Genomic DNA, 20104 nt, shown 5'->3' on the forward strand with positions numbered 1-20104 from the left:
GATGTTCAGGCGTTATTCAGATAGCTGACATAGTTTTGAACGGAAAAAGTATGCTCCGGCAGGTCACTCAGGGCCACGCCGGCCCCGTTTTTCAGCCTGGAAGCCATCTCATGGAACTGCGCCAACTCCGTTATTTCGTCCGCGTCGCCGAGCTGGGCAGCATCGGCCGCGCCGCGCGCGACCTGGGCGTGGTCGCGTCGGCGCTCAGCCAGCAGATCAGCCGGTTGGAAAGCGAGCTGGCGACGCGGCTGCTGACGCGCAGCCCCACCGGCGTGACCACCACCCCGGCCGGCGCCGCTTTCCTGCGCCAAGCGCAACTGACCCTGCGGCACGCGGAAAGCGCCGTGGCGGCCGCGCGCGAAGCGCGGCTGGCCGGCACCGTCAGCGTCGGCTTTGCACCCACCACCGCGTCTTTGCTGGCCCGCCCGTTCTACGCGGCCATGACCGAGCGCTATCCCAACGTGCGGCTGCATCTGGTCGAAGGCCTGTCGGGCAACTTGGGCGACCTGCTCAACGCCCGGCGGCTGGACCTGGCCGTGCTGTTCCAGAACGACACCGCGCAGGGCCGCAGCGTGGTGCCCGTGCTGGACGAACGGCTGTTCCTGCTGGCCCCGCGCGGCATGGTGGAGCGTCCCGACGGAGTGCCGGTCCGCATGGCCGATCTGGCCGGGCTGCCGCTCGCGGTCACCAGCAAGGCGCACGGGCTGCGTGCATGGGTCGAGGCCGCCTTCGAGCGGGCCGGCATCGAGCCCTGGATCGGCGTCGAGGTCGACGGCCTGACGACGCTCATGGACCTGGTGCTGGCCCATCCGATCGCGACCATCCAGCCCGGCGCGGCCGTGGCCCGCGTCGAGACCGGCCTGCTCAGCATGCACCCCATCGACGATCCCTATCTGTTCCGCCGCAACCACATCTACTGCATCAGTGACGACGAGCTGTCGCCCGCCGCCCTGGCCGCGCGGGTGGTGCTGCTCGACGCCATGCGCGGGCTGGTCCGGCACGGCGGCTGGCCAGGAGCAACCCTTCTGGATTCGTGATGCCCCCATAGCCTGAGGATGCCTAGGCGGCCGGATTTTCTGAAGATAAATTGATCTACATCAAGTCGCAGCACGGTGCGTGCGACGATCAACCTTCACGAAATCCGATGACCACTTCCTCCTCACGTCCCGGCCGGCTGGGCATCTCCTCCATGCGGGCGCAATGCTCCGAAGCGGAATGGCAGGCCCGGGTGGACCTTGCCGCCTGTTATCGCCTGGTCGAGCTCTACGGCATGGCCGACATGATGGCCAACCATATCTCGTCCCGCGTGCCCGGCGAGGACAACGCCTTCCTCATCAACCCCTACGGCATGATGTACGAGGAGATCACCGCGTCCAGCCTCATCAAGGTCGACGTGGACGGCACCATCCTGTCCAAGCCCGATTTCGGCGATCTGGACTACGGCATCAACAAGGCCGGCTACGTGATCCACAGCGCGGTCCATGCCCAGCGGCACGAGGTGGACTGCGTCATCCACACGCATAGCTGGGCGTCGATGGCCGTGTCGTCGCTGGAATGCGGCCTGCTGCCGCTGACGCAAACCGCCATGCGTTTCCTGAAGATCGGGTACCACGACTACCAGGGCGTGGTGCTGGGCACCGAGGAACAGGCTTCGCTGCTCGAAGACCTGGGTCAGGGCGAGGCGCTGATCCTGCGCAACCACGGCGCGCTGACCGTGGGCCGCACCGTGGGCGAGGCCTTCAACTGGATGCACCGCCTGGAACTGGCGTGCCGCTCGCAGTTGGCCGCGATGGCGACGGGCGCCCCGCTGCAGGCCGTGCCGCCCCCCGTCCTGGAGGCCACCTGGAACAACTACCAGCCCGGCACGCGCCGCCCGTACGGCGTCATGGAGTGGCCCGCGCTGCTGCGCAAGCTGGATCGCATCGACCCGGGCTTCCGGGACTGAAGTCCCACCCGACATCCCACTGAACATTTCCAGCACCGGCCGGCGTGGCGGCACGGCGCGATATCCCACACGACAACGACCACGCGAGGAGACATCATGAAATCTGCCCAAGCCCTGCTGGCTTGCGCGGCGCTGGCGAGCGCCTGTATCGCGCCCGCCGCCAGCGCCGCCGGCTATCCCGACAAACCGGTCAAAGTCATCGTGGCGTTCTCGCCCGGCGGCACCACCGACACGCTCACGCGCAGCGTCACGAACACGCTGACGCAGAAACTCGGCCAGCCCTTCGTCGTGGAGAACAAACCCGGCGCGGGCGGCAACATCGGCACCGAATACGTGGTGCGCGCCGCGCCCGACGGCCACACGCTGATCGTGAACTCGGTCGGCCCCATCGCCGTCAATCCCACGCTGAACAAGCTGAACTATGACCCGCTGACCGACCTGATCCCGATGGTGCAGATCGCCACCGTGCCCAACGTGCTGGTCGTGCCGCCCTCCTCGCCCGCCAAGGACATCCAGGGCTTCCTGAAGTTCGTCAAAGGCGCGCGCGAGCTCAACTACAGTTCCACCGGCGTGGGCACGTCATCGCACCTGTCCAGCTACATGCTGATGGACGAGCTGAAGGTCAACGCCACGCACGTGCCCTACAAGGGCGCAGACGCCGTCAACGATCTGCTGGCCGGCCGCATCGACTTCATGTTCGCCACCATTCCGTCCGTGATCGGCCATATCCGGTCGGGCAAACTGCGCGCGCTGGCGGTCAGCACGTTGCAGCGGTCCGCCACCTTGCCCGAACTGCCGACCATCGCCGAGTCGGGATATCCGGGCTTTGACGCCGGCTCGTGGTTTGGCTTCTTTGCGCCCAAAGGCACGCCGCAACAGGTGGTGGACTTGGTCAACCGCGAAGTCAACGCCTCGTTGCCCGCACTGAACGAGCAGATGATTCGCGAAGGCGCCGAACCGGTCGGCGGCACGCCGGCGCAATTTGCGACCTTCATCAAGAGCGAGCACGACAAGTGGGCCGTGCTGGTACGCAAGTTCGACCCGCAGGCGCATTGATGCGCGGCTAATGGGCCGATCCCATCCCTGGCGCGACGACGGCGGCCGTGAACTGATCCGAGGCGCGGCACGCCAATTCCGCCACCAGCCGGATCGCATCCGAGCCGCCGCTTTCCAAATAGCTCACCACCAATAGCTGCGGCGGCGCCGGCAGATCGGTGCGGATGACCTGGACCTCGCCGCGCGCGACGTACTCGTAGATGGGCGGCAACGGCACGAGCGCACGGCCGAAGCCGCTGCGCACCAGCCGCGCCAGCGCCGAGATCGAACTGACGAAATGCACCTTGCCCTGCGGCATGCCGACCTCGCGGTACATGGCCTTCAACGCCTCGTGCGGCTGCGATCCGGGACTCATGGTCAGCACCGGCTCGCCGAGCAGGTCGTGCGCCGTCATCGTGTCCTCACCGCCTGCCGGCCCGACCCAGCCCATCTCCATCGGCAGGCAGGGCATGCTGATGATGCCCGTGTCGTTCAGCACGTCCGTCTGAAACGCGATATCCAGCGTGCCTTCGCGCAACCCGCGATGCAGGGCGCGCACCGTCTCGCACGTCAACTGGACCTCGATGCCGGGATACGTGGACCGCAGGTTCGTCAGAAAGCCGATCAGCCACGTATGCACCACGGTCTCGATGGCGCCGATCCGCACCAGCCCGGCGACCGCGTCGCCGCGCTTGCCCAGCGACAGGATCTGCTGGCGGATCTCGAGCAGGCGCTCGCCATAATCCAGCAGCCGCGTGCCGATCGCCGTGAGCTTCAGTTCCTTGGCGTCGCGTTCGAACAGGCGCGCGCCGATGTCCTCTTCCAGCGATGCGATGCGGTTGGCGACGGCCGCCTGCGTGATGTGCAGGCGATCGCTCGCGGCGCGAAAACTTCCCAGCCGCGCGGACCACAGAAAGGCTTCGACGAAACGCGTATTCATGCGCCGATGCTACTGCCAATGCGGCCGGCGCGGGCGCGTCGATGCCGGCGTGAGGACACGTTATGTCCCCTTATGTGGTGCGCCTTGCACCAACTTGGTTCACGTCCAGCACCAGCCTGAGGCGGCGAGACCGCGCGTCCCGGAGGAAACCGCCCCGCGCGAAACCTGGCACGGGTATTGCTTGATGACTGGTATGCAAGCTTGTCTACAAGCGCCCCCAATCAAGCAGCCCAGGAGCCTTACATGATCCATCGCAATGCACCCTACGCCTTCAACGCCACCCGCCGCCGCCTGATCCAGGGCGCCGCCATGGGCGCGGCGGCGCTCGCCGCTCCGGCGCTGGTGCGCGCGCAATCGGGCCCGGTCATCCGGATCGGCTTCTGGCCCGTGGCGGCCGGCCTGCCGTTCTATGCCGCCATCGAGAAAGGCTATTTCAAGGAAGCCGGCCTGAACGTCGAGGCGCTGAAGTTCGCGGGCGCGCAGCAGGTCATGGAAGCCATGCTCGCTGGCCGCGCCGATGGCAGCGCCAACGGCACGGGCTCGGCCAACCTGGCCATCGGCGAGATCGCCTCGCCCGGCCTGTTCAAGATTTTTGCGTCCAACCCCAGCAACGCCAAGAACGTGCTGGATGAGTTCATCGTCGCGAAAGACAGTCCCATCAAATCCATCGCAGACCTCAAGGGGAAAAAGGTCGGTTCTGGTCCCGGCATCCAGAATTCCACGCTGGCCAAAGCAGTCCTGGAGCGCGCCGGCGCAACGGGGGCAACCGTGGTCGAGTTGGCGATCAGCCAGCACGTCGCCGCGGTTGCCGCCGGCCAGTTGGACGCGTGCTACACGCTGGAACCCACGGGCACGGTGGGCCGCCTGAACGGCACGACCCGCGTCCTGGAAACCGGCGTCATCGCCAAGTACGTCCTGGGCGATCCGATGGCGCCCTGGTTCGGCGGCTCGGCCTCGCTGACCACCGCCTTCCTGAAGAAGCACCCCGAGGAAAGCAAGAAATTCATCGCCGCCTATGCGCGCGGCATTGAACTGATCCGCACCAAGCCGGAAGAGGCGCGCCCCTTCCTGAAGGGCTACACCGCCATCGAAGGCCCGATGACCGAGGAAGTGCCGCTGGCCGCCTACACGCTGCACAACGAGTTCACGCCCAGCGACGTGCAGTACTTCCAGAAGTTCTTCGACCTGTTCACCGACAAGGGCATCTTCGCGCAGAAGGTCGACGTCTCGACCATGCTTTACAAGGGCTGATCCATGACCGCGACCACCGCTACGGGCGCCACGCCCGCCCCCGCTAAAGCCACCGCCCCCGCACCGGCCAAGGCGCAGACGGCCATGTCCAAGCCGCCGCGCAAGTTCGACACCTCGCGCCTGCTGCCGCTGATCGGCCCGCTCGCGCTCTTTGTGGTGTGGGACCTGGTGGTCCGCCTGCAGCTTGTCAGCCCGGTGCTGCTGCCCACGCCCAGCGCCACCATCGTGGCGCTGGTCAAGGGCATGGCGGGCGGCCCGCTGCTGGCCGATTTTCTGTCGTCGCTGAACCGCACCGTGCAGGCCTTCCTGATGGCCGGCGTGATCGGTGTGCCGCTGGGCGTGCTGCTCGGCAGTAACGAAAAGGCTTACCGCAGCGTCGAGTTCCTGGTGGACTTCTTCCGGTCCACGCCCTCGTCCGCGCTGATCCCACTGTTCCTGATGATCTTCGGCGTGACCGACATGAACAAGATCGCCATCGCCGCCTTCGCGGCCGTGCTGGTGATCCTGTTCAACAGCGCGTACGGCGTCATCAACGCCCGCAAGCAGCGCGTGATGGCGGCGCGCGTGATGGGCGCGTCGCGCTGGCAGATCTTCAAGGACGTGCTGATCTGGGAAAGCCTGCAGCCCACGTTTGTCGGCCTGCGCAGCGGCGTGTCGATGGCGCTGGTCATCGTGATCGTGGCCGAGATGTTCATCGGTTCGGACAGCGGCCTGGGCAATCGCATCATCAATGCGCAGCAGGTGCTGAACGTGCGCGAAATGTACGCCGCGATCCTGGCGGCCGGCGCGCTGGGCTATGTGCTCAACATTCTCTTTCTCGTGCTGGAAAAGCGCGTGGTTCATTGGAGCGGCCGTTAAATGTCCACCGTCATCAACCCCGTCATCGCGCCCGCGCCAGCCGCCGCGCCCTTCCAGCCCGGTCCGCTGGGCACGCACATCACCATCCGCGGCCTGACCAAGTATTTCGCCGGCTGGCCGCTCTATGAAGACTTCAACCTGGACATCCCCAAGGGCAAGATTGTCTCGGTCTTCGGTCCCAACGGCTGCGGCAAGTCCACGCTGATCAACATGATCGCCGGCCTGATCCCCATCGATTCCGGCGAGATCCTGTTCGACGGCAAGTCGCTGGCGCAGACCAAGATCGGCTACGTGTTCCAGAACTACCGCGAGGCCATGTTCCCGTGGCTGCGCACCATTGACAACATCGCCTATCCGCTGCGCCTGGAAGGCCGCACCAAGGCGCAGGTCGATGCGCGCGTCGAGGAGCTGGTCGCGTCGTTCGACGTGAAGTTCGACCTGAACCGGTATCCGTATGAACTGTCGGGCGGGCAGCAGCAGACCGCCTCCATCATGCGCGCGCTGGCTCCCGGACCCGAGGTGCTGTTTCTGGACGAGCCGTTTTCCGCGCTGGACTTCGAGATGACGCTGTTCATCCGCGAGAAGCTGCAGGAAGTCTTCCTGCAGACCGGCACGACCATGCTGCTGGTCTCGCATGATCTGGAAGAAGCCGTGTACCTGGCGGACCAGGTACTGCTGCTGACCAAGCGCCCCACACGCGTCGCGGAGATCCTGGACTACACGGACGCACGCCCTCGCACGGTCGAGACGCTGTCCGAACCCAGCTTCATCCAGATGAAGAAACTGAGCCTGGAAATCTTCCAGCGCGAAGTGCGCAAGTAACCCCAAGCCAACACCGGGAGCATTCGCCATGACACAGGAAACCATCGACCAATACGTGCGCAGCGCGCTGGCGCTGTCGGGCTATGCGTTGCGCGAGTCCGCCGCCGAGCAGGTCGTGCAGCAGTTCTCGCGCATCCACGACATCGCGTCGACCTTCGCCGACGAGCCGCTGCCCGTGGAACTGGAATCCGCTTCGGTGTTCCGCCCGTGACCGGCCCCGCTCACGACATCGCCCGCCAGGTCCGCAGCGGCGAACGCAGCGCCGCCGCGGTGCTGGACGCCACGCTTGCCCGCGTGCGCGAGCGCGATCCCCGCTACAACTGCTTCACGGCCGTCACGGAAAGCCGCGCGCGACAGGAGGCCCTGGCCATCGATGCGCGCCGAGCGCGTGGCGAAACATTGCCGCCGTTGGCTGGCGTGCCGTACGCCGTGAAGAACCTCTTTGACATCGCCGACGAGGTCACGCTGGCCGGCGGCCGCGTCAACGCCTCCAACCCGCCCGCGCGGCGCGACGCGCTGCTGGTCGAGCGGATGCGCGAGGCCGGCGCCGTGCTGATCGGCGCGCTCAACATGGACGAGCACGCGTACGGCTTTACCACCGAGAACACCCATTACGGCGCTTGCCGCAACCCGCACGACACCGCGCGCATCGCGGGCGGCTCGTCCGGCGGCAGCGCCGCCGCGGTGGCGGGCGGGCTGGTGCCACTGACCCTGGGATCGGACACCAACGGTTCGATCCGCGTGCCGGCCTCGCTGTGCGGCGTCTTCGGCCTGAAGCCCACCTTCGGCCGCCTGCCGCGCACCGGCTCCTTCCCGTTCGTGGGCAGTCTGGATCACCTGGGCCCCTTCGCGGCCAGCGCCAGCGACCTGGCGGCCGCCTACGACGCGCTGCAAGGACCCGATGCCGACGACGTCGCCTGCGCGCAGCGCCCGGCCGCCCCCACGTTGCCCGTCATCGTCGAAGGCGCGGGCGGGCTGCGCATCGCCGTGCTGGGTGGCTACTTTTCGGAGTGGGCGGGTCCGCAGGCGCGCCGCGCCGTGGAAATCGCCGCCCGCGCCCTGGGCGCGACCGACGTGGTCGAAATGCCGGCCGCCGTGCAGGCACGCTCCGCCGCCTTCATCATCACCGCGGCTGAAGGCGGCGCGCTGCATCGCCGCCGGCTCGTCACGCATTACGACTACTACGAACCGCATTCACGGGACCGCCTGGTCGCCGGCAGCCTCGTCCCCGCGGCGTGGGTGCAGCAGGCGCAGCGCGTGCGCCACCGCGCCTATCTCGAGGCGCTGGCCCTCTTCGACCAATACGATGTGCTGATCGCCCCCGCCACGCCCGTCAGCGCCACGCCCATCGGCGCGGACTGGCTGACACTCGCGGGCAAGCAACTGCCCGCCCGCGCCAGCATGGGGCTGCTGACGCAACCGATTTCCGCCATCGGCCTGCCCGTCTGCACGGCGCCCACCTGGCCGGAACTGGACGAAGACGGCCATCTGCCGCTGGGGGTGCAGCTCATCGCCGCCCCCTGGCGCGAAGCCGACTGCCTGCGCGCCGCCCACGCGCTGGAGCAAGCCGGCGCGGCACGCACCCGGCCGGTCTGACACGCCCTTCTACCGCAACGCCTGGAGCCTCGACATGGACACCGCTTTCGCCGCCATCGACATGCCGCGCACGCTGGCCGATTCCGCGTACACCACGCTCAAGCGGGACATCCTGGAGTTCCGGCTGGCGCCGGGCGACCGCTTCACCGAAACGGAGATCGCGGACCGCCTGCAGGTCAGCCGAACGCCGGTGCGCGAGGCGCTGTTCCGGTTGGAGCGCGAAGGCTATCTGGAGGTCCGGCAACGCAATGGCTGGCTGGTCAAGCCGCTGGATTTTGAAACGCTGGATCATTTCTATGAGCTGCGCAGCGTGCTGGAAGCGGCAGCGGTTCATGCGCTGTGCACGCCTGGGCAATCGCCGGATCCCCTGATCGCGCTGCGCTCACTGGCGGACACGTGGCTGGTCGACGAGGACGACCGATCCAGTGATTGCGAATGGCTGGCGGACCTGGACGAGCGCTTTCACATCGAATTGGTGGCGGCCGCCGGCAACCCCGAGATCTCGCGGGTGCATCGGGCTGCGACCGAGCGGATCCGCATCGTGCGCCGGCTCGACTTCACCCAGCCCGATCGCATCGGCACCACGTACCGGGAACACGCCGCGATCCTGTCCGCCGTGCTGGCCCGCGACGGCGCGCACGCCGCGGAGCTGCTGCGCGCCCATATCAAAGACAGCCAGGACGCCGTACGCAAGATCACGCTGCACCGGCTCTACGCCACGCGCCGCGCGAAGGCGGCGTGAAGGCGAATGGGTTCATGCGGATGGATGGTCCTGCGGGCTTTCAGAATTGAGGGCTTTCTGGCTTGCGGGCCGCTTGCCGAGCGGCCGCAACGCCTGACCGTCTCAGCTGGCGCGCAGCCAACGGTGCAGCACGCGCGTGATGACGGGAATGCAGACAAACACCATGATGGGCGTCAGTATCACGCTCGTGATCAACACGCGCCAAAACACCGGCAGGATGCTCAAGTGCTCGCTCACCAGCACCGAGAACACCAGCAGCACGGGAAAGTAGGCCAGCCAGATGCTGACGGCCTGCTTCCAGCGCGGCGGCGTGCTGGCCTTCGGCGCAAACCACCCGGCCGTGCCGCTCACCCGATGCTCGTGACTCGCGCGCACCAGCGTTGCGCCCCGCTCCAGCCACATGCGCCGAGGCAACGATTTTTCCCACCGGTTCAAACTGGCCTCGTCGGTGAAGCGCAGCACGATCTGATACTCATCGCCACCTTCCGGCGGCTGCAACACGCCAGACCCGAGAAACCCCGGGAAGCCCGCCGCCAGGATCTCGCCCTGACGCATCCAGGACAGGAAATCGCTATAGCGCTCGGGCGCGATGTGCCGCGTCACCAGCATGGTGACCGGACCGGAAACGGCAGAATGAGACATGGCGGAACTCCTGGGCAGCGTGCAGCGTGTTATGCACGTTAACCCTAGCAATCCGTGTGCCAGCCTTGCGGCGCAGCATTTCCCCCTTGGCAGTGCTGCTCGGCCTAAGGTTCCGAATAATTGCGCACCGCAACACACCCCATATTGGTGATAACCCCTACACGACGCACCAATTCGGTGCATATCGGAGATAAGCAGCAATGGACATCAATCTGCCCGACGTCTTGGCCGAAGTCACGGCCGCCGTTGAACGCTACGAAGCCGCGCTGGTTTCGAACGACGTGCAAGTGCTCGACACCCTGTTCTGGAACAGCCCTCACACCCTGCGGTACGGTGCGGGCGAAAACCTCTACGGCTACGACGAGATCCGCGCGTTCCGCGCACAGCGCTCTCCACAAGGCCTTGCAAGAGATGTCCTGCGCACCGCCATCACGACCTATGGCCGAGACTTCGCCACGGCAAACCTGGAATTCCAACGCGAAGGCAGCACGCGCATCGGACGCCAAAGCCAGACCTGGATGCGCACGCCGCAAGGCTGGCGCGTAGTGGCGGCGCATGTCAGTTTGATGACCTGAAGCAGCCCGTGGCGTGCGTCGCGTCTGCCGCCAACCTGCCATATGAATATGCGCAATCGGCATTGAGCCTTGCCCCATGCAGGTCTACACTGGCTGTTCCTTTTTCCCTCGTTGGAGCACACGCTCATGAGCACATACAAGATTGCAGTCTTCGTCGGAAGCCTGCGTGCCGCCTCGATCAATCTGCGCCTGGCGCGTGCGCTGGAAAAGCTGGTTCCGGCCGACTTCAAGTTTGAGTATGTGAGCCTGGGCGACATCCCGCTCTACAACCAGGACAACGAAAACAACCTGCCCGCGCCCGCCGCCAAGCTCAAGCAGCAGATCGCCGACGCGCAAGGCATCCTCTTCGTCTCGCCCGAGCACAACCGCTCGGTCCCAGCCGCCATCAAGAACGGCATCGACTGGGGCTCGCGCCCGTGGGGCCAAAACTCCTGGCCCGGCAAGGCCGTCGGCATCGTGGGCGCATCGCCCAGCGCCGCAGGCACCGCCATGATGCAGCAGCACCTGCGCAACATCCTGGCCGCCGAAGGCGCCATCGCCCTCACCACGCCGGAAGTCTTCCTGCAGTATTCCGAAGGCCTGGTCGACGACCAGTTCAACATCACCAACGAAGGCACCCGCAAATTCCTGCAGGGCTGGGTGGACCGCTACGTCGACTGGGTCAAGAAATTCAACGCCTGATCTGCCGCCGACGCCGGCCACGCGCAAAGCGTGCCGGCGCCGATCGCCCGACCTACCTCCGGGCGATCAAGCCCCTCGATGCGTCGAGGGGCTTTTTTTATTTGCGCCGTTTTCTTGTAGGACCAACACCGGTGTCAGACACCCGACCTCGTCTGATATCTCAGGCCCTACGCCAATGTAGGACTGATGGGGGTGTCTGACACCCTAGGCTTACGCTCCGCGCAACTTATCCCCTTCAACTGTGGAGAAAGGTGAGGACAGCCTTGGGGCAGGTCGGAAATTCCCTGTCTCGCCAAGCACTTGCAGCGTGCGGTCAATAAATGCGCAATCATCCTTTTGGGCGATTTCCGGCGGAGTTATCCCCGTTTTTGGGCGCGAGGCGAGGCGCAAACGTTGATCTCGCAGCCCAATGTGGATTTGTCCCCGCCTTCTGTGGAAAAGCATGAGGACAGTATGCGCACAGGTTGAAAATCCTGTTTCATATCAATGCCCTGCGGGGCGTGGTCACGAAAGGCCCAAACGCAGTTTGTCCGGGCCTGTGTTGTCCCCGCCAAATGTGGATAAGCCTGAGGACAGCCAAGGGGGAGTCTGCAAAAAGCCTTGCAGGTCAGTGACTTGCAGGTGGCGGGCAAGAATCGCTCACCGCGCCGCCGCGGTGCGGGCCGCGTTGTGGATGACTGCTTTATGGAAAAAGGCGGACAGGCTTGTCCCCATGGAATGTGGACAAGCCTCTGAACAGTCGCACAACAAGTACAGAAACCCGTTATGCAACAGTCACTTGCGAGGTGCGGTCAAGGAATGACCAACACCGGGATCAGGAATCGCCTTCGAGGCGCATGCCGATCTTCAAACCCACCTGCCAGTGCGCCACCTTGCCGTCCTTGATGTGGCCTCGTACCTCGGTCACTTCGAACCAATCCAGGTTGCGCAAGGTTTCGGACGCGCGCTCGATGGCTTTCGCGATCGCATCGTCGGTGGACTTGGTGGAAGAGCCCACCAACTCGATCTGCTTGTAGACATGATTCGACATAGCTCGTCTCCGCTGTGAGGTGAGTCGTGAATCGTCGGTGCTGTGGCCGTGTTCCGGCGCTTACGACCGGCAATCCATTCGAACACACAGGATACCCGCGCAGCGATAGAGTGGTGTTACGAGTTCCGTCGCGCGGTCTCGACTGGCGACGGAATCGCTTTTGCAACGCGAAGCAAAGGAGGTCACCATGCCTGAACGAAAGACCATTGAACGCGCAAAGCGCGACAAGCGCGAAGGCAAGTCCGCATCCACGCAAGCCGGCGAATTCGTGCGCGAGGAGATCGACAACGTGCGCGAAGGCAAGCACGGCGTGCGGTCCAGCAAGCAGGCCATTGCAATCGGCCTGTCCAAGGCGCGCCGCGCAGGTGTGAAGCTTGGCACGCCTAAGAAGGCCAGCGCCGAAACCAAACGCAAGGCAGAGCAGGACACGCGCGCGGCGCACGACGGCCATGCCAAGTCGAGCACGCGCTCTAAGGCCGCGACCAAGGCCCTGAAGAAGGAAAGCACCAAGCCCGCATCGAAGTCGGCGCTGTCACGCAACGCGACCAAGACGGCGAGCAAGCGCACGGCTGCGGACCGCTCGGCTGCGGCGCGCAAGGCAGCGGCGACCAAGGGTGCGGCGGGCCGCTCAGCTGCGGCCAAGAAGGCGGCGCGCACGCGTGCAGCGAACAAGCAGGCAGCGGGCGGGCATCACGCAGCGCATTGATAGGGTGAACTGAGGCGGCGTGTCTTTGCCGCAGCCCCCTGCAACCCTCGGGCTATCCTGCTTCAAAAGCCTTGAACCGTTCCTGCAGGAACTCCCGCAACCGTCGCACCGCGGGTGACAGCAGCATGCGGTGCACGCACAACAGGTAGAGCGGCGACGGTTCGCTGACGTAGCCGGCCAGTAGTTCGACCAGCCGGCCCGCACGCAGGTCCGCCAGCACGTCATAGCGCGATTTGTACGCGACGCCGTGTCCGGCCAACGCCCAGCGCCGCACCAGGTCGCCGTCGTCGCCGACGCGGTCACCCTTGACCGGAATGGTGAGACTGGTGCCGTCGTGCTCGAACGTCCAGCGATCATGCAAGGTCTCGCCGAGCACAAAGGACAGGCAGTTGTGGCGCCGCAGATCGGCCGGCGTTTGCGGCACGCCATGCCGCGCCAGATAGGCGGGCGCGGCGCACACCACGCGCCGGTTGTGCTCGGCAAGCGGCAGCGCGACCAGGCTTGAATCGTTCGGCGTGCCGTAACGCACGGCGATGTCGACGGGCTGCCGGTACAGATCCGCCAGCCGGTCACTGATGCGCAGGTGGAAGTTGACGCGGGGATGCTGGCGCTGGAATTCGTCCAGCCACGGCAGCAGCACGTGGCGGCCCAGGTCGGAGGGGATCGACACCGACAAGGTGCCGGCAATGTCCGTCTTGTCGCGCGCCATGGCGTTCTTGCCGGCCTCGAGCGTCGAGATCGCCGATCGGGCGTATTCCAGATAGCGCTCACCGTCGCTGGTCAGGCGCAAGCTACGTGTGGACCGCACGAAGAGCCGCGTCTCCAATTCAAGTTCCAGCCGCTTGAGCGCCGCGCTGGCTACCGCCGGCGTCAGATCAAGCTCGCGCGCAGCGGCGGAAAAGCTGCCCAGATCCGTCGCGGCGACAAAAATCTTCAAGTCTTCGAATCGGACCACAGCGGCCTCATTTTCAAAAAAATATTGAAACTGCCTGCGATGCTAGCCGGTTTTTCATCGCTGCGGTGTGGGTAATCATGCAGTCATTCCCCGACACGCAAGGAGTCACCCCCATGAACATCGAACTGAAGGGCAAGAAGGCATTGGTCACCGGATCGTCCGGTGGCATCGGCTTGGCGATCGCTCTCGGACTGGCGCAAGCCGGCGCGCAGGTCGTCCTGCATGGCCGCAATGCGAGCAAGCTGGAACAGGCCGCGCAGACCATTTCGCAGCAGGTGGCAGGCGCGCAGGTCACCACCGTGCAGGCTGACTTGGCCACCGCGGACGGCGCGGCCTCGGTCAGCGCCGCGCATCCCGACGTGGACATCCTGGTCAACAACGCCGGCACGTTCACGCCCAAATCCTTCACCGAAATCACCGACGACGACTGGCAGTCCATGATGGACACCAACGTCATGAGCGGCATTCGACTGTCGCGCTACTACCTGCCGCGGATGCTGGCGGCCAACTGGGGCCGAATCGTCTTCATCTCCAGCGAGTCCGCCGTGCAGATTCCCGCCGAGATGATCCATTACGGCGTCAGCAAGACAGCTCAGCTTGCCGTGTCTCGCGGCCTGGCCGAGCTGACCGCGGGCACCAATGTCACCGTCAACGCCGTGCTGCCGGGCCCAACGCGTTCCGAAGGCGTCGCCGACTTCTTCGCGGAAATGGCCAAGGAGCAAGGCGTTTCGCAGGAACAGATGGAGCAGGACTTCATCGCCCAGCACCGCCCGACATCGTTGCTGCGCCGCCTTGCGACGGTGGAAGAAGTGGCGAACATGGTCGTCTACGTCTGCTCGACGCAGGCATCGGCCACCAACGGCGCGGCCCTGCGCGTGGACGGCGGCGTCGTCCGCTCCATCATCTGATCCCTTGAGATAACCAGAACCCCATCATGAAAGCCATCGCCTATTACAAGAACCTGCCCGCCGACAACGCCGACGCGCTGCAGGACATCACCGCCCCCGACCCCGTGCCGGGCGACCACGACCTGCTGGTGGATGTGCACGCCATCTCGGTCAATCCCGTTGACGTGAAGATCCGCGCCAATCGCAAGCCGCAGGACGGAAAGCCGGAAATCATCGGCTGGGATGCCGCTGGCGTGGTGCGCGCGGTCGGCGCCCGGACCAGCCTCTTCAAGCCCGGCGACCGCGTCTGGTATGCGGGCGCCCTGACCCGCCCGGGCGCCAACAGCGAACGCCACGTCGTGGACGAGCGCATCGTCGGCCACATGCCCAAGAGCCTGGATTTTGCGCAGGCCGCCGCCCTGCCCCTGACCACCATCACCGCGTGGGAATTGCTGTTCGACCGCCTGCGCGTGCTGGACAACGCCGCGCCCAGCCAACGCAGTCTGCTCGTCATCGGGGCGGCCGGCGGGGTCGGCTCGATCCTCGTGCAACTGGCGCGCCAGCTCACCGGCCTGACGGTGATCGGCACCGCCTCGCGCCCCGAAACCCAGGCCTGGGTGCGCGAACTGGGCGCGCACCACGTCATCGACCACACGCGGCCGCTGACCGAGGAGCTCAAGCGCATCGGCTTTGAAAACGTCAGCTATATCGCCGGCCTGACGCACACCGACAAGCATTTTGCGCAGATGGCCGAGGCGATTGCGCCGCAGGGCAAGATCGCGCTGATCGATGACCCGGCCGCCGTGGACGTGCGGCTGCTCAAGGGCAAATCGGCCTCGCTGCACTGGGAATTCATGTTTGCGCGGCCGCTGCACAACACGCCCGACCTCATCGCCCAGCACGAGCTGCTGAACCAGGCCGCCCGCCTCATCGACAACGGCACGCTGCGCACGACGCTTGGCGAGCACTACGGCAAGATCAACGCCGAAAACCTGCGGCGCGCTCATGCCTTCATCGAAAGCGGCAAGGCGCGCGGCAAGATCGTGCTGGAGGGGTTCTAAAGGCGCGGCGAACCCGAGCAGGGCCGCGTGCGCCGGCGCGGCGCGCCGGGCGCGACCAGGCCTGTCAGCCTCGGCCTTCGCGCTTGGCGCGTGCGTGCGGATCGTTGATTTCGGCTTCCAGCTCGGCAATCAGCCACTGGAACCAGCCGTTTTCCGTGCGGGCATAGACGGCGGCCGCCGGCGTCTTGCCCTCACGCCAACCCGACTGGTGCGCGTCCATCCAGGCGGACAGGCTCTTGTGCGGCGCCAGCAGGCCCGACAGCCACGACCACACATAATCGGGCACGTTGCGGCGAAAGCCCTTGGCGCTGGCGTAGATGGTCGGCTCCAGCGGCAGGTTGCCCGCGCGCGCCAACTTGGCCTGCGTCCGGCGCAGCGTCTCGACAGCGGCCTGCAATTGTTCGGTGCTGAGCTTTTTCACGTAACGACTCCTGATTCTTGATTTGTGCGGATTATCGCCGCAGGGTGCGGCGGTTACCAAGCTGCCATTCACTTTTTGCGAGCCGGCGCGAGGCCTAGCAAGAGCGTGGCGGCAAAGCGCTCGCCGGGTTCCAGCACCTGCATGCCGGTACGGGTGTCGCCGGCCGCTGCCAGGTTGAAGGCGTCAGCCACGTTGGTGACCGGTTCCACACACAGAAAATCCGCCCCCGGCGCCGTGTACACCACCAGATGCGCGAACGCCGGATCGGCATGCAGCGCCAGTTCATGGCCGGCGGGCCAGTGCAGCGTGGCGCGGCCCTGCCACTGCGACAGGTACGTGTCGCAGCCCTCGGCGGACTGGCGTAGCTCTCGCACCGTGGTCGTCTTGCTGCCGGTGGGAAGACCACTCTCGTCCGACGGCCAGATGCGCCGGGCGTGCAGCGACACGCGCTCGGCCGTGAAATACGGATGTATGCCCATGCCGCACGGCATCGGGGTGTCGCCTTGGTTGGTGATGGACAGCTTCAGGCTGAGTCCGCGGCTGTCCAGACGCCAGCGCTGCACGCATTCAAACGGCCAGGGCCAGCCCAGCACGCCAGCGGGTTGGTCGAGCACGAGGTCGACGCTGTCGGGTGTCAGATTGCGGACTTGCCAGGTCTGGAACAAACCGGCGCCGTGAATCGCCTGCGGGCGGTTTGGCACGGACTGGAGCGCGCATCGGGCGCCGTTGAAGGTGAAGACGCCGTCGCGGATGCGGTTGGAATACGGCGCGAGCGGATAGGATCCGGCACGCGGCCATTTGCCGGCGGGCCATTCGGTGGCGGTCAGGGGCACGATCCAGTCGTGTCCGCTGGTGGAAAGCCGCGTCAGCCGCCCACCACCGGCCGGTGCGAATTCGGCTTGGTGGTCGCCACTGGAAATGGAAACGCGCTCGGTGGCGTCCAGTACGGCGGGAACAGCGATATCGGGCATGGGGGTGAAACTCCTGCGGCGTCCACACGCGCCACGAGGGGGGATTGTGCCCGCCGGCGCGATATGGCGGCAAGTTGGCTTGATTGCAACGCAGACCGCTACGCTCTTGCGGACCACCACATCCATGCCGCTGCGGCTGTGCCCACCCAAACCACAACGATCAATATTGCGCCGACCAAGCTTCTGGGCTTGGAGCCCTTTTCCCGGATCCATTCCTCAGCGCGAAGGCGGCAATCTGAAATGACATCCGGGGGAAGCAGTTTGATGGCGGCCCAGATCAGGACGGGAAGCAGCAAGACGTCATCGACGCATCCCAGCACCGGGATGAAATCCGGAATCAGGTCGATCGGACTTAACGCGTATGCCACGACCAGAACGCCGAGCGCCTTGGCGTACCACGGCGTTCGCGGGTCCTTGCCGGCAAACCATAGCGTGACGCCGTCACGCTTGATTCGTTTGGCCCAGGCCTTCAATTTTTGGGTTGTCGTCACGGCTGGGCGGATTATTTATATAAGGCTTCGATTGTAAGAGTCGCCACCTGGCTCGGTGATGACTACTGACGAGACTGTGCGCGAGACATGGCACCGGCGTTTCGGTCGATTGCAAAGTCCGATGGTTGGGACTGAATGCGCGAAGATGCGAAACGACCACCATTACTAACCGGGTAGTAAATATTCGATTATTACTCTCGGCGCTCAAAGAATATCAACACTACAGCAGCATAAAAGCGGCCGTCATATTCGAAGCCTTCTGTAATTTCGCTGATGCCGAACTGCTCCTTTCCCCTATGAAATGCGGAGGAGTGACCACTCCCGCGAAAGCGTCGAATTGGGAAGGCCCACACGGCATAACCGACAAATTAAACAAATTTACATTTTGAAGTAACGATTTTCATTCGGAAATTATGCTCTAGAATTTTTTTCGCTAGCGAATATCCCGAGCTAGCGCTTTTATTCCGGAGACTTCATGAAAGTTGGTATGAGAAACCCCAAGACAGGCGAAATAAAACAGGTAAAGGTTGGTTGGAGCTGGACGCTGTTTTTCTTTTCCGGCATGTTTGGGATTCCGCTCTTCCTGCGCGGCCTACATATGTGGGGCGCTGTGTTTTTAGCCGTCGGCTCCATTAACTTGATCATGCCGACGCCGACCGAGGAAGTGCAGGCAATTGCCATGTTGTTCAATGTGGCGATATATATGGGGCTTCAGGTATTTATGTCGGTCAAAGGCAACGAACTGACCGCCAAGAACTACCTCGAGAAAAACTGGACGTTCGTGGACGCTGAGAGCGAAGACACCGCGCTCGCCAAGCAGCGTTGGGGAATCGCCACCGCCTGAGCGCGGGCGATGCGTTTGGCATGATGACCCGTCCTGCGACCGGATCGATCCCGGCCGCAGGAACAGCAGGCCTTCCGATACATGGGGCGCACGGCAAACACCGGAAGCGCGACCAGCATGCGAACCGTCCGCCATGCCGAAAATCGCAAACCGCAACGAATTTGCCGCGCCCCCGCTCAGCGTCCCCCTCCCCGCCCCGATACAATCACGGGCATGAATTCTGCACTGCAAAACACCGCCGCCGACGCCCACGCGGGCCACACCCCCATGATGCAACAGTACCTACGCCTCAAAGCCGAGGCCGGGCCGTTGCTGCTGTTCTATCGCATGGGCGACTTCTATGAAATGTTCTACGAAGACGCCGAGCGCGGCGCGCGGTTGCTTAACCTCACGTTGACCAAGCGGGGCTCGTCCAACGGCGTGCCCATCCCCATGGCCGGGCTGCCCGTGCATGCCATGGAGCAATACCTGGCGCGACTGGTCGCGATGGGCGAGTCCATCGCCATCTGCGAACAGATCGGCGATCCCGCTGCTTCCAAGGGTCCGGTCGAGCGCCGTATCGTGCGCATCGTGACGCCCGGCACGTTGACCGATGACGCCCTCTTGCCCGCCAAGGCGGACCGCGCGTTGGCAGCCATTTTCGTCAGCGGCAGCGCGCGCGCGCCGCGTGCCGGGTTGGCCTGGCTGAATCTGGCCAGCGGCGAGTTCCGGGTGACCGAATGCGCGCCGGCGCAACTGGAATCCGAGTTGCACCGCATCGCGCCGGCGGAGATTGTCTGCGCCGACAGCGCCGAGTTCGACTTTCCGTTCGAAGGCGCGCGCTCCCGCGTGCCGGACTGGCACTTTGAAAGCGACGGCGCCCGCGCGCATCTGCTGGCGCATTTCAAAACGGACACGTTGGCAGGCTTTGATATCGAAGACATGCCGGCCGGCATCTGCGCGGCGGGCGCCCTGTTGCGCTATGCGGCGCGCACGCAGTCGCAGGCGCTGGCGCACGTGCAGAGCCTGTCGGCCGAGCGGCCTGGGCAGTTCGTATTGCTGGATCCGGTCACGCGCCGCAACCTGGAGCTGACGCAGACGCTGTCGGGCGAAGACTCGCCCACGCTGTTCTCGCTGCTGGACGGTTGCCGCACGCCGATGGGCAGCCGTTTGCTGCGCCGTTGGTTGCATCACCCCTTGCGCGAGAACGAGCAGGCGCTGGCGCGGCAACAGGCCATTTCGGCGCTGCTGGCTGGCCGCATGGACGTCGAGCAGACGTTCGGTTCGGCGGGCCTGTTGGAAGCCCTGCGCGCGTCCCTGAATGCCTTCCCCGATATCGAGCGCATCGCGGCACGACTGGCGCTGCGGTCCGTGCGCCCGCGCGAACTCGCCAGCCTGCGCGACGCGCTGCAGGCCCTGCCCGCGCTGGCCGATCTGGTCGAACCCATGTCGGGCTCGCCGCGCATCGGCGAACTGATTTCCCACCTATCCGTGGATCCGGCGCTGGCCGCGCTGCTGGTGCGGGCCATCGCGCCGGAGCCGGCCGTGGCCATCCGCGATGGCGGCGTGCTGGCGGCCGGCTTTGATGCGGAACTGGACGAATTGCGTGGACTGGCTGCCGATGGCGGCGACTTCCTGGTTCAGCTCGAAGCCCGCGAGCGCGAGCGCACCG

At 65.2% G+C, this 20104-nt stretch carries 22 protein-coding genes and 1 pseudogene; 16 read left to right on the forward strand and 7 right to left on the reverse strand.

Going from position 1 to position 20104, the window contains the following annotated elements; translation table 11 throughout:
• Window positions 1-110 precede the first annotated feature (110 nt).
• From RT697_RS15355 to RT697_RS15365, 3 genes are all read left to right on the forward strand, one after another.
• The gene (locus tag RT697_RS15355; RefSeq protein ID WP_313699947.1) at window positions 111-1037 is read left to right on the forward strand and encodes a LysR family transcriptional regulator; all 927 of its coding nucleotides are present in this window, start codon (window positions 111-113) and stop codon (window positions 1035-1037) included.
• 107 nt (window positions 1038-1144) lie between these two features.
• A complete protein-coding gene (locus tag RT697_RS15360; protein ID WP_313699949.1) occupies window positions 1145-1945 on the forward strand; it encodes a class II aldolase/adducin family protein in 801 nt (266 codons plus the stop codon).
• Window positions 1946-2041: 96 nt separating this feature from the next.
• The gene (locus RT697_RS15365) at window positions 2042-3001 is read left to right on the forward strand and encodes a tripartite tricarboxylate transporter substrate binding protein (RefSeq protein WP_312429790.1); all 960 of its coding nucleotides are present in this window, start codon (window positions 2042-2044) and stop codon (window positions 2999-3001) included.
• A 7-nt stretch (window positions 3002-3008) separates the two neighbouring features.
• On the opposite strand, the gene RT697_RS15370 is transcribed toward RT697_RS15365, so the two are convergent.
• Window positions 3009-3920: a LysR family transcriptional regulator gene (locus tag RT697_RS15370; protein ID WP_313699951.1), complete on the reverse strand. Its 912-nt coding sequence runs from the start codon at window positions 3918-3920 to the stop codon at window positions 3009-3011.
• 243 nt (window positions 3921-4163) lie between these two features.
• Here RT697_RS15370 and RT697_RS15375 point away from each other — a divergent pair, with 243 nt between their 5' ends.
• The 6 genes from RT697_RS15375 (at window position 4164) to RT697_RS15400 (ending at window position 9189) form a co-directional block, all read left to right on the forward strand.
• Complete coding sequence (locus tag RT697_RS15375; protein ID WP_313699952.1) at window positions 4164-5171, forward strand: ABC transporter substrate-binding protein; 1008 nt, start codon at window positions 4164-4166, stop codon at window positions 5169-5171.
• A gap of 84 nt (window positions 5172-5255) precedes the next feature.
• Entirely contained in the window at window positions 5256-6029 is a 774-nt protein-coding gene (locus RT697_RS15380; RefSeq protein ID WP_175124396.1) for an ABC transporter permease, read from the forward strand.
• Entirely contained in the window at window positions 6030-6851 is an 822-nt protein-coding gene (locus RT697_RS15385; protein WP_313699954.1) for an ATP-binding cassette domain-containing protein, read from the forward strand. It begins immediately after the preceding gene.
• 28 nt (window positions 6852-6879) lie between these two features.
• The gene (locus tag RT697_RS15390) at window positions 6880-7062 is read left to right on the forward strand and encodes a DUF4089 domain-containing protein (protein WP_056563598.1); all 183 of its coding nucleotides are present in this window, start codon (window positions 6880-6882) and stop codon (window positions 7060-7062) included.
• On the forward strand, window positions 7059-8447 hold the full coding sequence (locus tag RT697_RS15395; RefSeq protein ID WP_313699956.1) for an AtzE family amidohydrolase: 1389 nt from the start codon (window positions 7059-7061) through the stop codon (window positions 8445-8447). The genes RT697_RS15390 and RT697_RS15395 overlap by 4 nt, the downstream gene beginning before the upstream one ends.
• A 34-nt stretch (window positions 8448-8481) precedes the next feature.
• A complete protein-coding gene (locus RT697_RS15400) occupies window positions 8482-9189 on the forward strand; it encodes a GntR family transcriptional regulator (RefSeq protein ID WP_313699958.1) in 708 nt (235 codons plus the stop codon).
• A gap of 102 nt (window positions 9190-9291) precedes the next feature.
• Here the strand turns inward: RT697_RS15400 and RT697_RS15405 are convergent, their stop codons facing one another.
• Window positions 9292-9831, reverse strand: coding sequence for an antibiotic biosynthesis monooxygenase (locus tag RT697_RS15405; RefSeq protein WP_191579228.1), 540 nt, complete (start codon window positions 9829-9831; stop codon window positions 9292-9294).
• A gap of 200 nt (window positions 9832-10031) precedes the next feature.
• On the opposite strand from RT697_RS15405, the gene hpxZ reads away from it, so the two are divergent.
• Together hpxZ and RT697_RS15415 are read left to right on the forward strand one after the other, a co-directional pair.
• Window positions 10032-10406 (forward strand): oxalurate catabolism protein HpxZ, encoded by a 375-nt coding sequence (gene hpxZ, locus RT697_RS15410; protein WP_313699959.1) that lies wholly within the window; start codon window positions 10032-10034, stop codon window positions 10404-10406.
• A 126-nt stretch (window positions 10407-10532) separates the two neighbouring features.
• On the forward strand, window positions 10533-11087 hold the full coding sequence (locus RT697_RS15415) for an NAD(P)H-dependent oxidoreductase (RefSeq protein ID WP_313699961.1): 555 nt from the start codon (window positions 10533-10535) through the stop codon (window positions 11085-11087).
• A gap of 814 nt (window positions 11088-11901) precedes the next feature.
• On the opposite strand, the gene RT697_RS15420 is transcribed toward RT697_RS15415, so the two are convergent.
• Window positions 11902-12117, reverse strand: coding sequence for a dodecin (locus tag RT697_RS15420; protein WP_062842102.1), 216 nt, complete (start codon window positions 12115-12117; stop codon window positions 11902-11904).
• Window positions 12118-12304: 187 nt separating this feature from the next.
• Between RT697_RS15420 and RT697_RS15425 the strand changes: the two genes are divergently transcribed.
• Window positions 12305-12823 (forward strand): DUF6496 domain-containing protein, encoded by a 519-nt coding sequence (locus tag RT697_RS15425; protein WP_175138624.1) that lies wholly within the window; start codon window positions 12305-12307, stop codon window positions 12821-12823.
• Between the two features lie 52 nt (window positions 12824-12875).
• Here the strand turns inward: RT697_RS15425 and RT697_RS15430 are convergent, their stop codons facing one another.
• Entirely contained in the window at window positions 12876-13778 is a 903-nt protein-coding gene (locus RT697_RS15430) for a LysR family transcriptional regulator (protein ID WP_313699963.1), read from the reverse strand.
• 113 nt (window positions 13779-13891) lie between these two features.
• Between RT697_RS15430 and RT697_RS15435 the strand changes: the two genes are divergently transcribed.
• Together RT697_RS15435 and RT697_RS15440 are read left to right on the forward strand one after the other, a co-directional pair.
• Complete coding sequence (locus RT697_RS15435; protein ID WP_313699964.1) at window positions 13892-14686, forward strand: SDR family NAD(P)-dependent oxidoreductase; 795 nt, start codon at window positions 13892-13894, stop codon at window positions 14684-14686.
• Between the two features lie 26 nt (window positions 14687-14712).
• The gene (locus RT697_RS15440; protein WP_313699966.1) at window positions 14713-15726 is read left to right on the forward strand and encodes a zinc-binding alcohol dehydrogenase family protein; all 1014 of its coding nucleotides are present in this window, start codon (window positions 14713-14715) and stop codon (window positions 15724-15726) included.
• Window positions 15727-15790: 64 nt separating this feature from the next.
• Here RT697_RS15440 and RT697_RS15445 read toward each other — a convergent pair whose 3' ends face one another.
• The 3 genes from RT697_RS15445 to RT697_RS15455 all read right to left on the reverse strand — a co-directional run bounded on the left by RT697_RS15445 (window position 15791) and on the right by RT697_RS15455 (window position 17609).
• Entirely contained in the window at window positions 15791-16147 is a 357-nt protein-coding gene (locus RT697_RS15445; protein ID WP_312429823.1) for a hypothetical protein, read from the reverse strand.
• Window positions 16148-16215: 68 nt separating this feature from the next.
• Complete coding sequence (locus tag RT697_RS15450; RefSeq protein ID WP_313699968.1) at window positions 16216-17118, reverse strand: aldose 1-epimerase; 903 nt, start codon at window positions 17116-17118, stop codon at window positions 16216-16218.
• Between the two features lie 98 nt (window positions 17119-17216).
• On the reverse strand, window positions 17217-17609 hold the full coding sequence (locus tag RT697_RS15455) for a YkvA family protein (protein ID WP_313699969.1): 393 nt from the start codon (window positions 17607-17609) through the stop codon (window positions 17217-17219).
• 475 nt (window positions 17610-18084) lie between these two features.
• Between RT697_RS15455 and RT697_RS15460 the strand changes: the two genes are divergently transcribed.
• Window positions 18085-18453, forward strand: a complete 369-nt coding sequence (locus tag RT697_RS15460) for a hypothetical protein (protein ID WP_313699971.1) — start codon at window positions 18085-18087, stop codon at window positions 18451-18453.
• 213 nt (window positions 18454-18666) lie between these two features.
• A pseudogene (locus RT697_RS15465) lies at window positions 18667-20104 on the forward strand (DNA mismatch repair protein MutS); the annotation flags it as partial.

The sequence above is a fragment of the Achromobacter sp. genome (assembly GCF_032113835.1).
GTDB lineage: Bacteria > Pseudomonadota > Gammaproteobacteria > Burkholderiales > Burkholderiaceae_B > Achromobacter.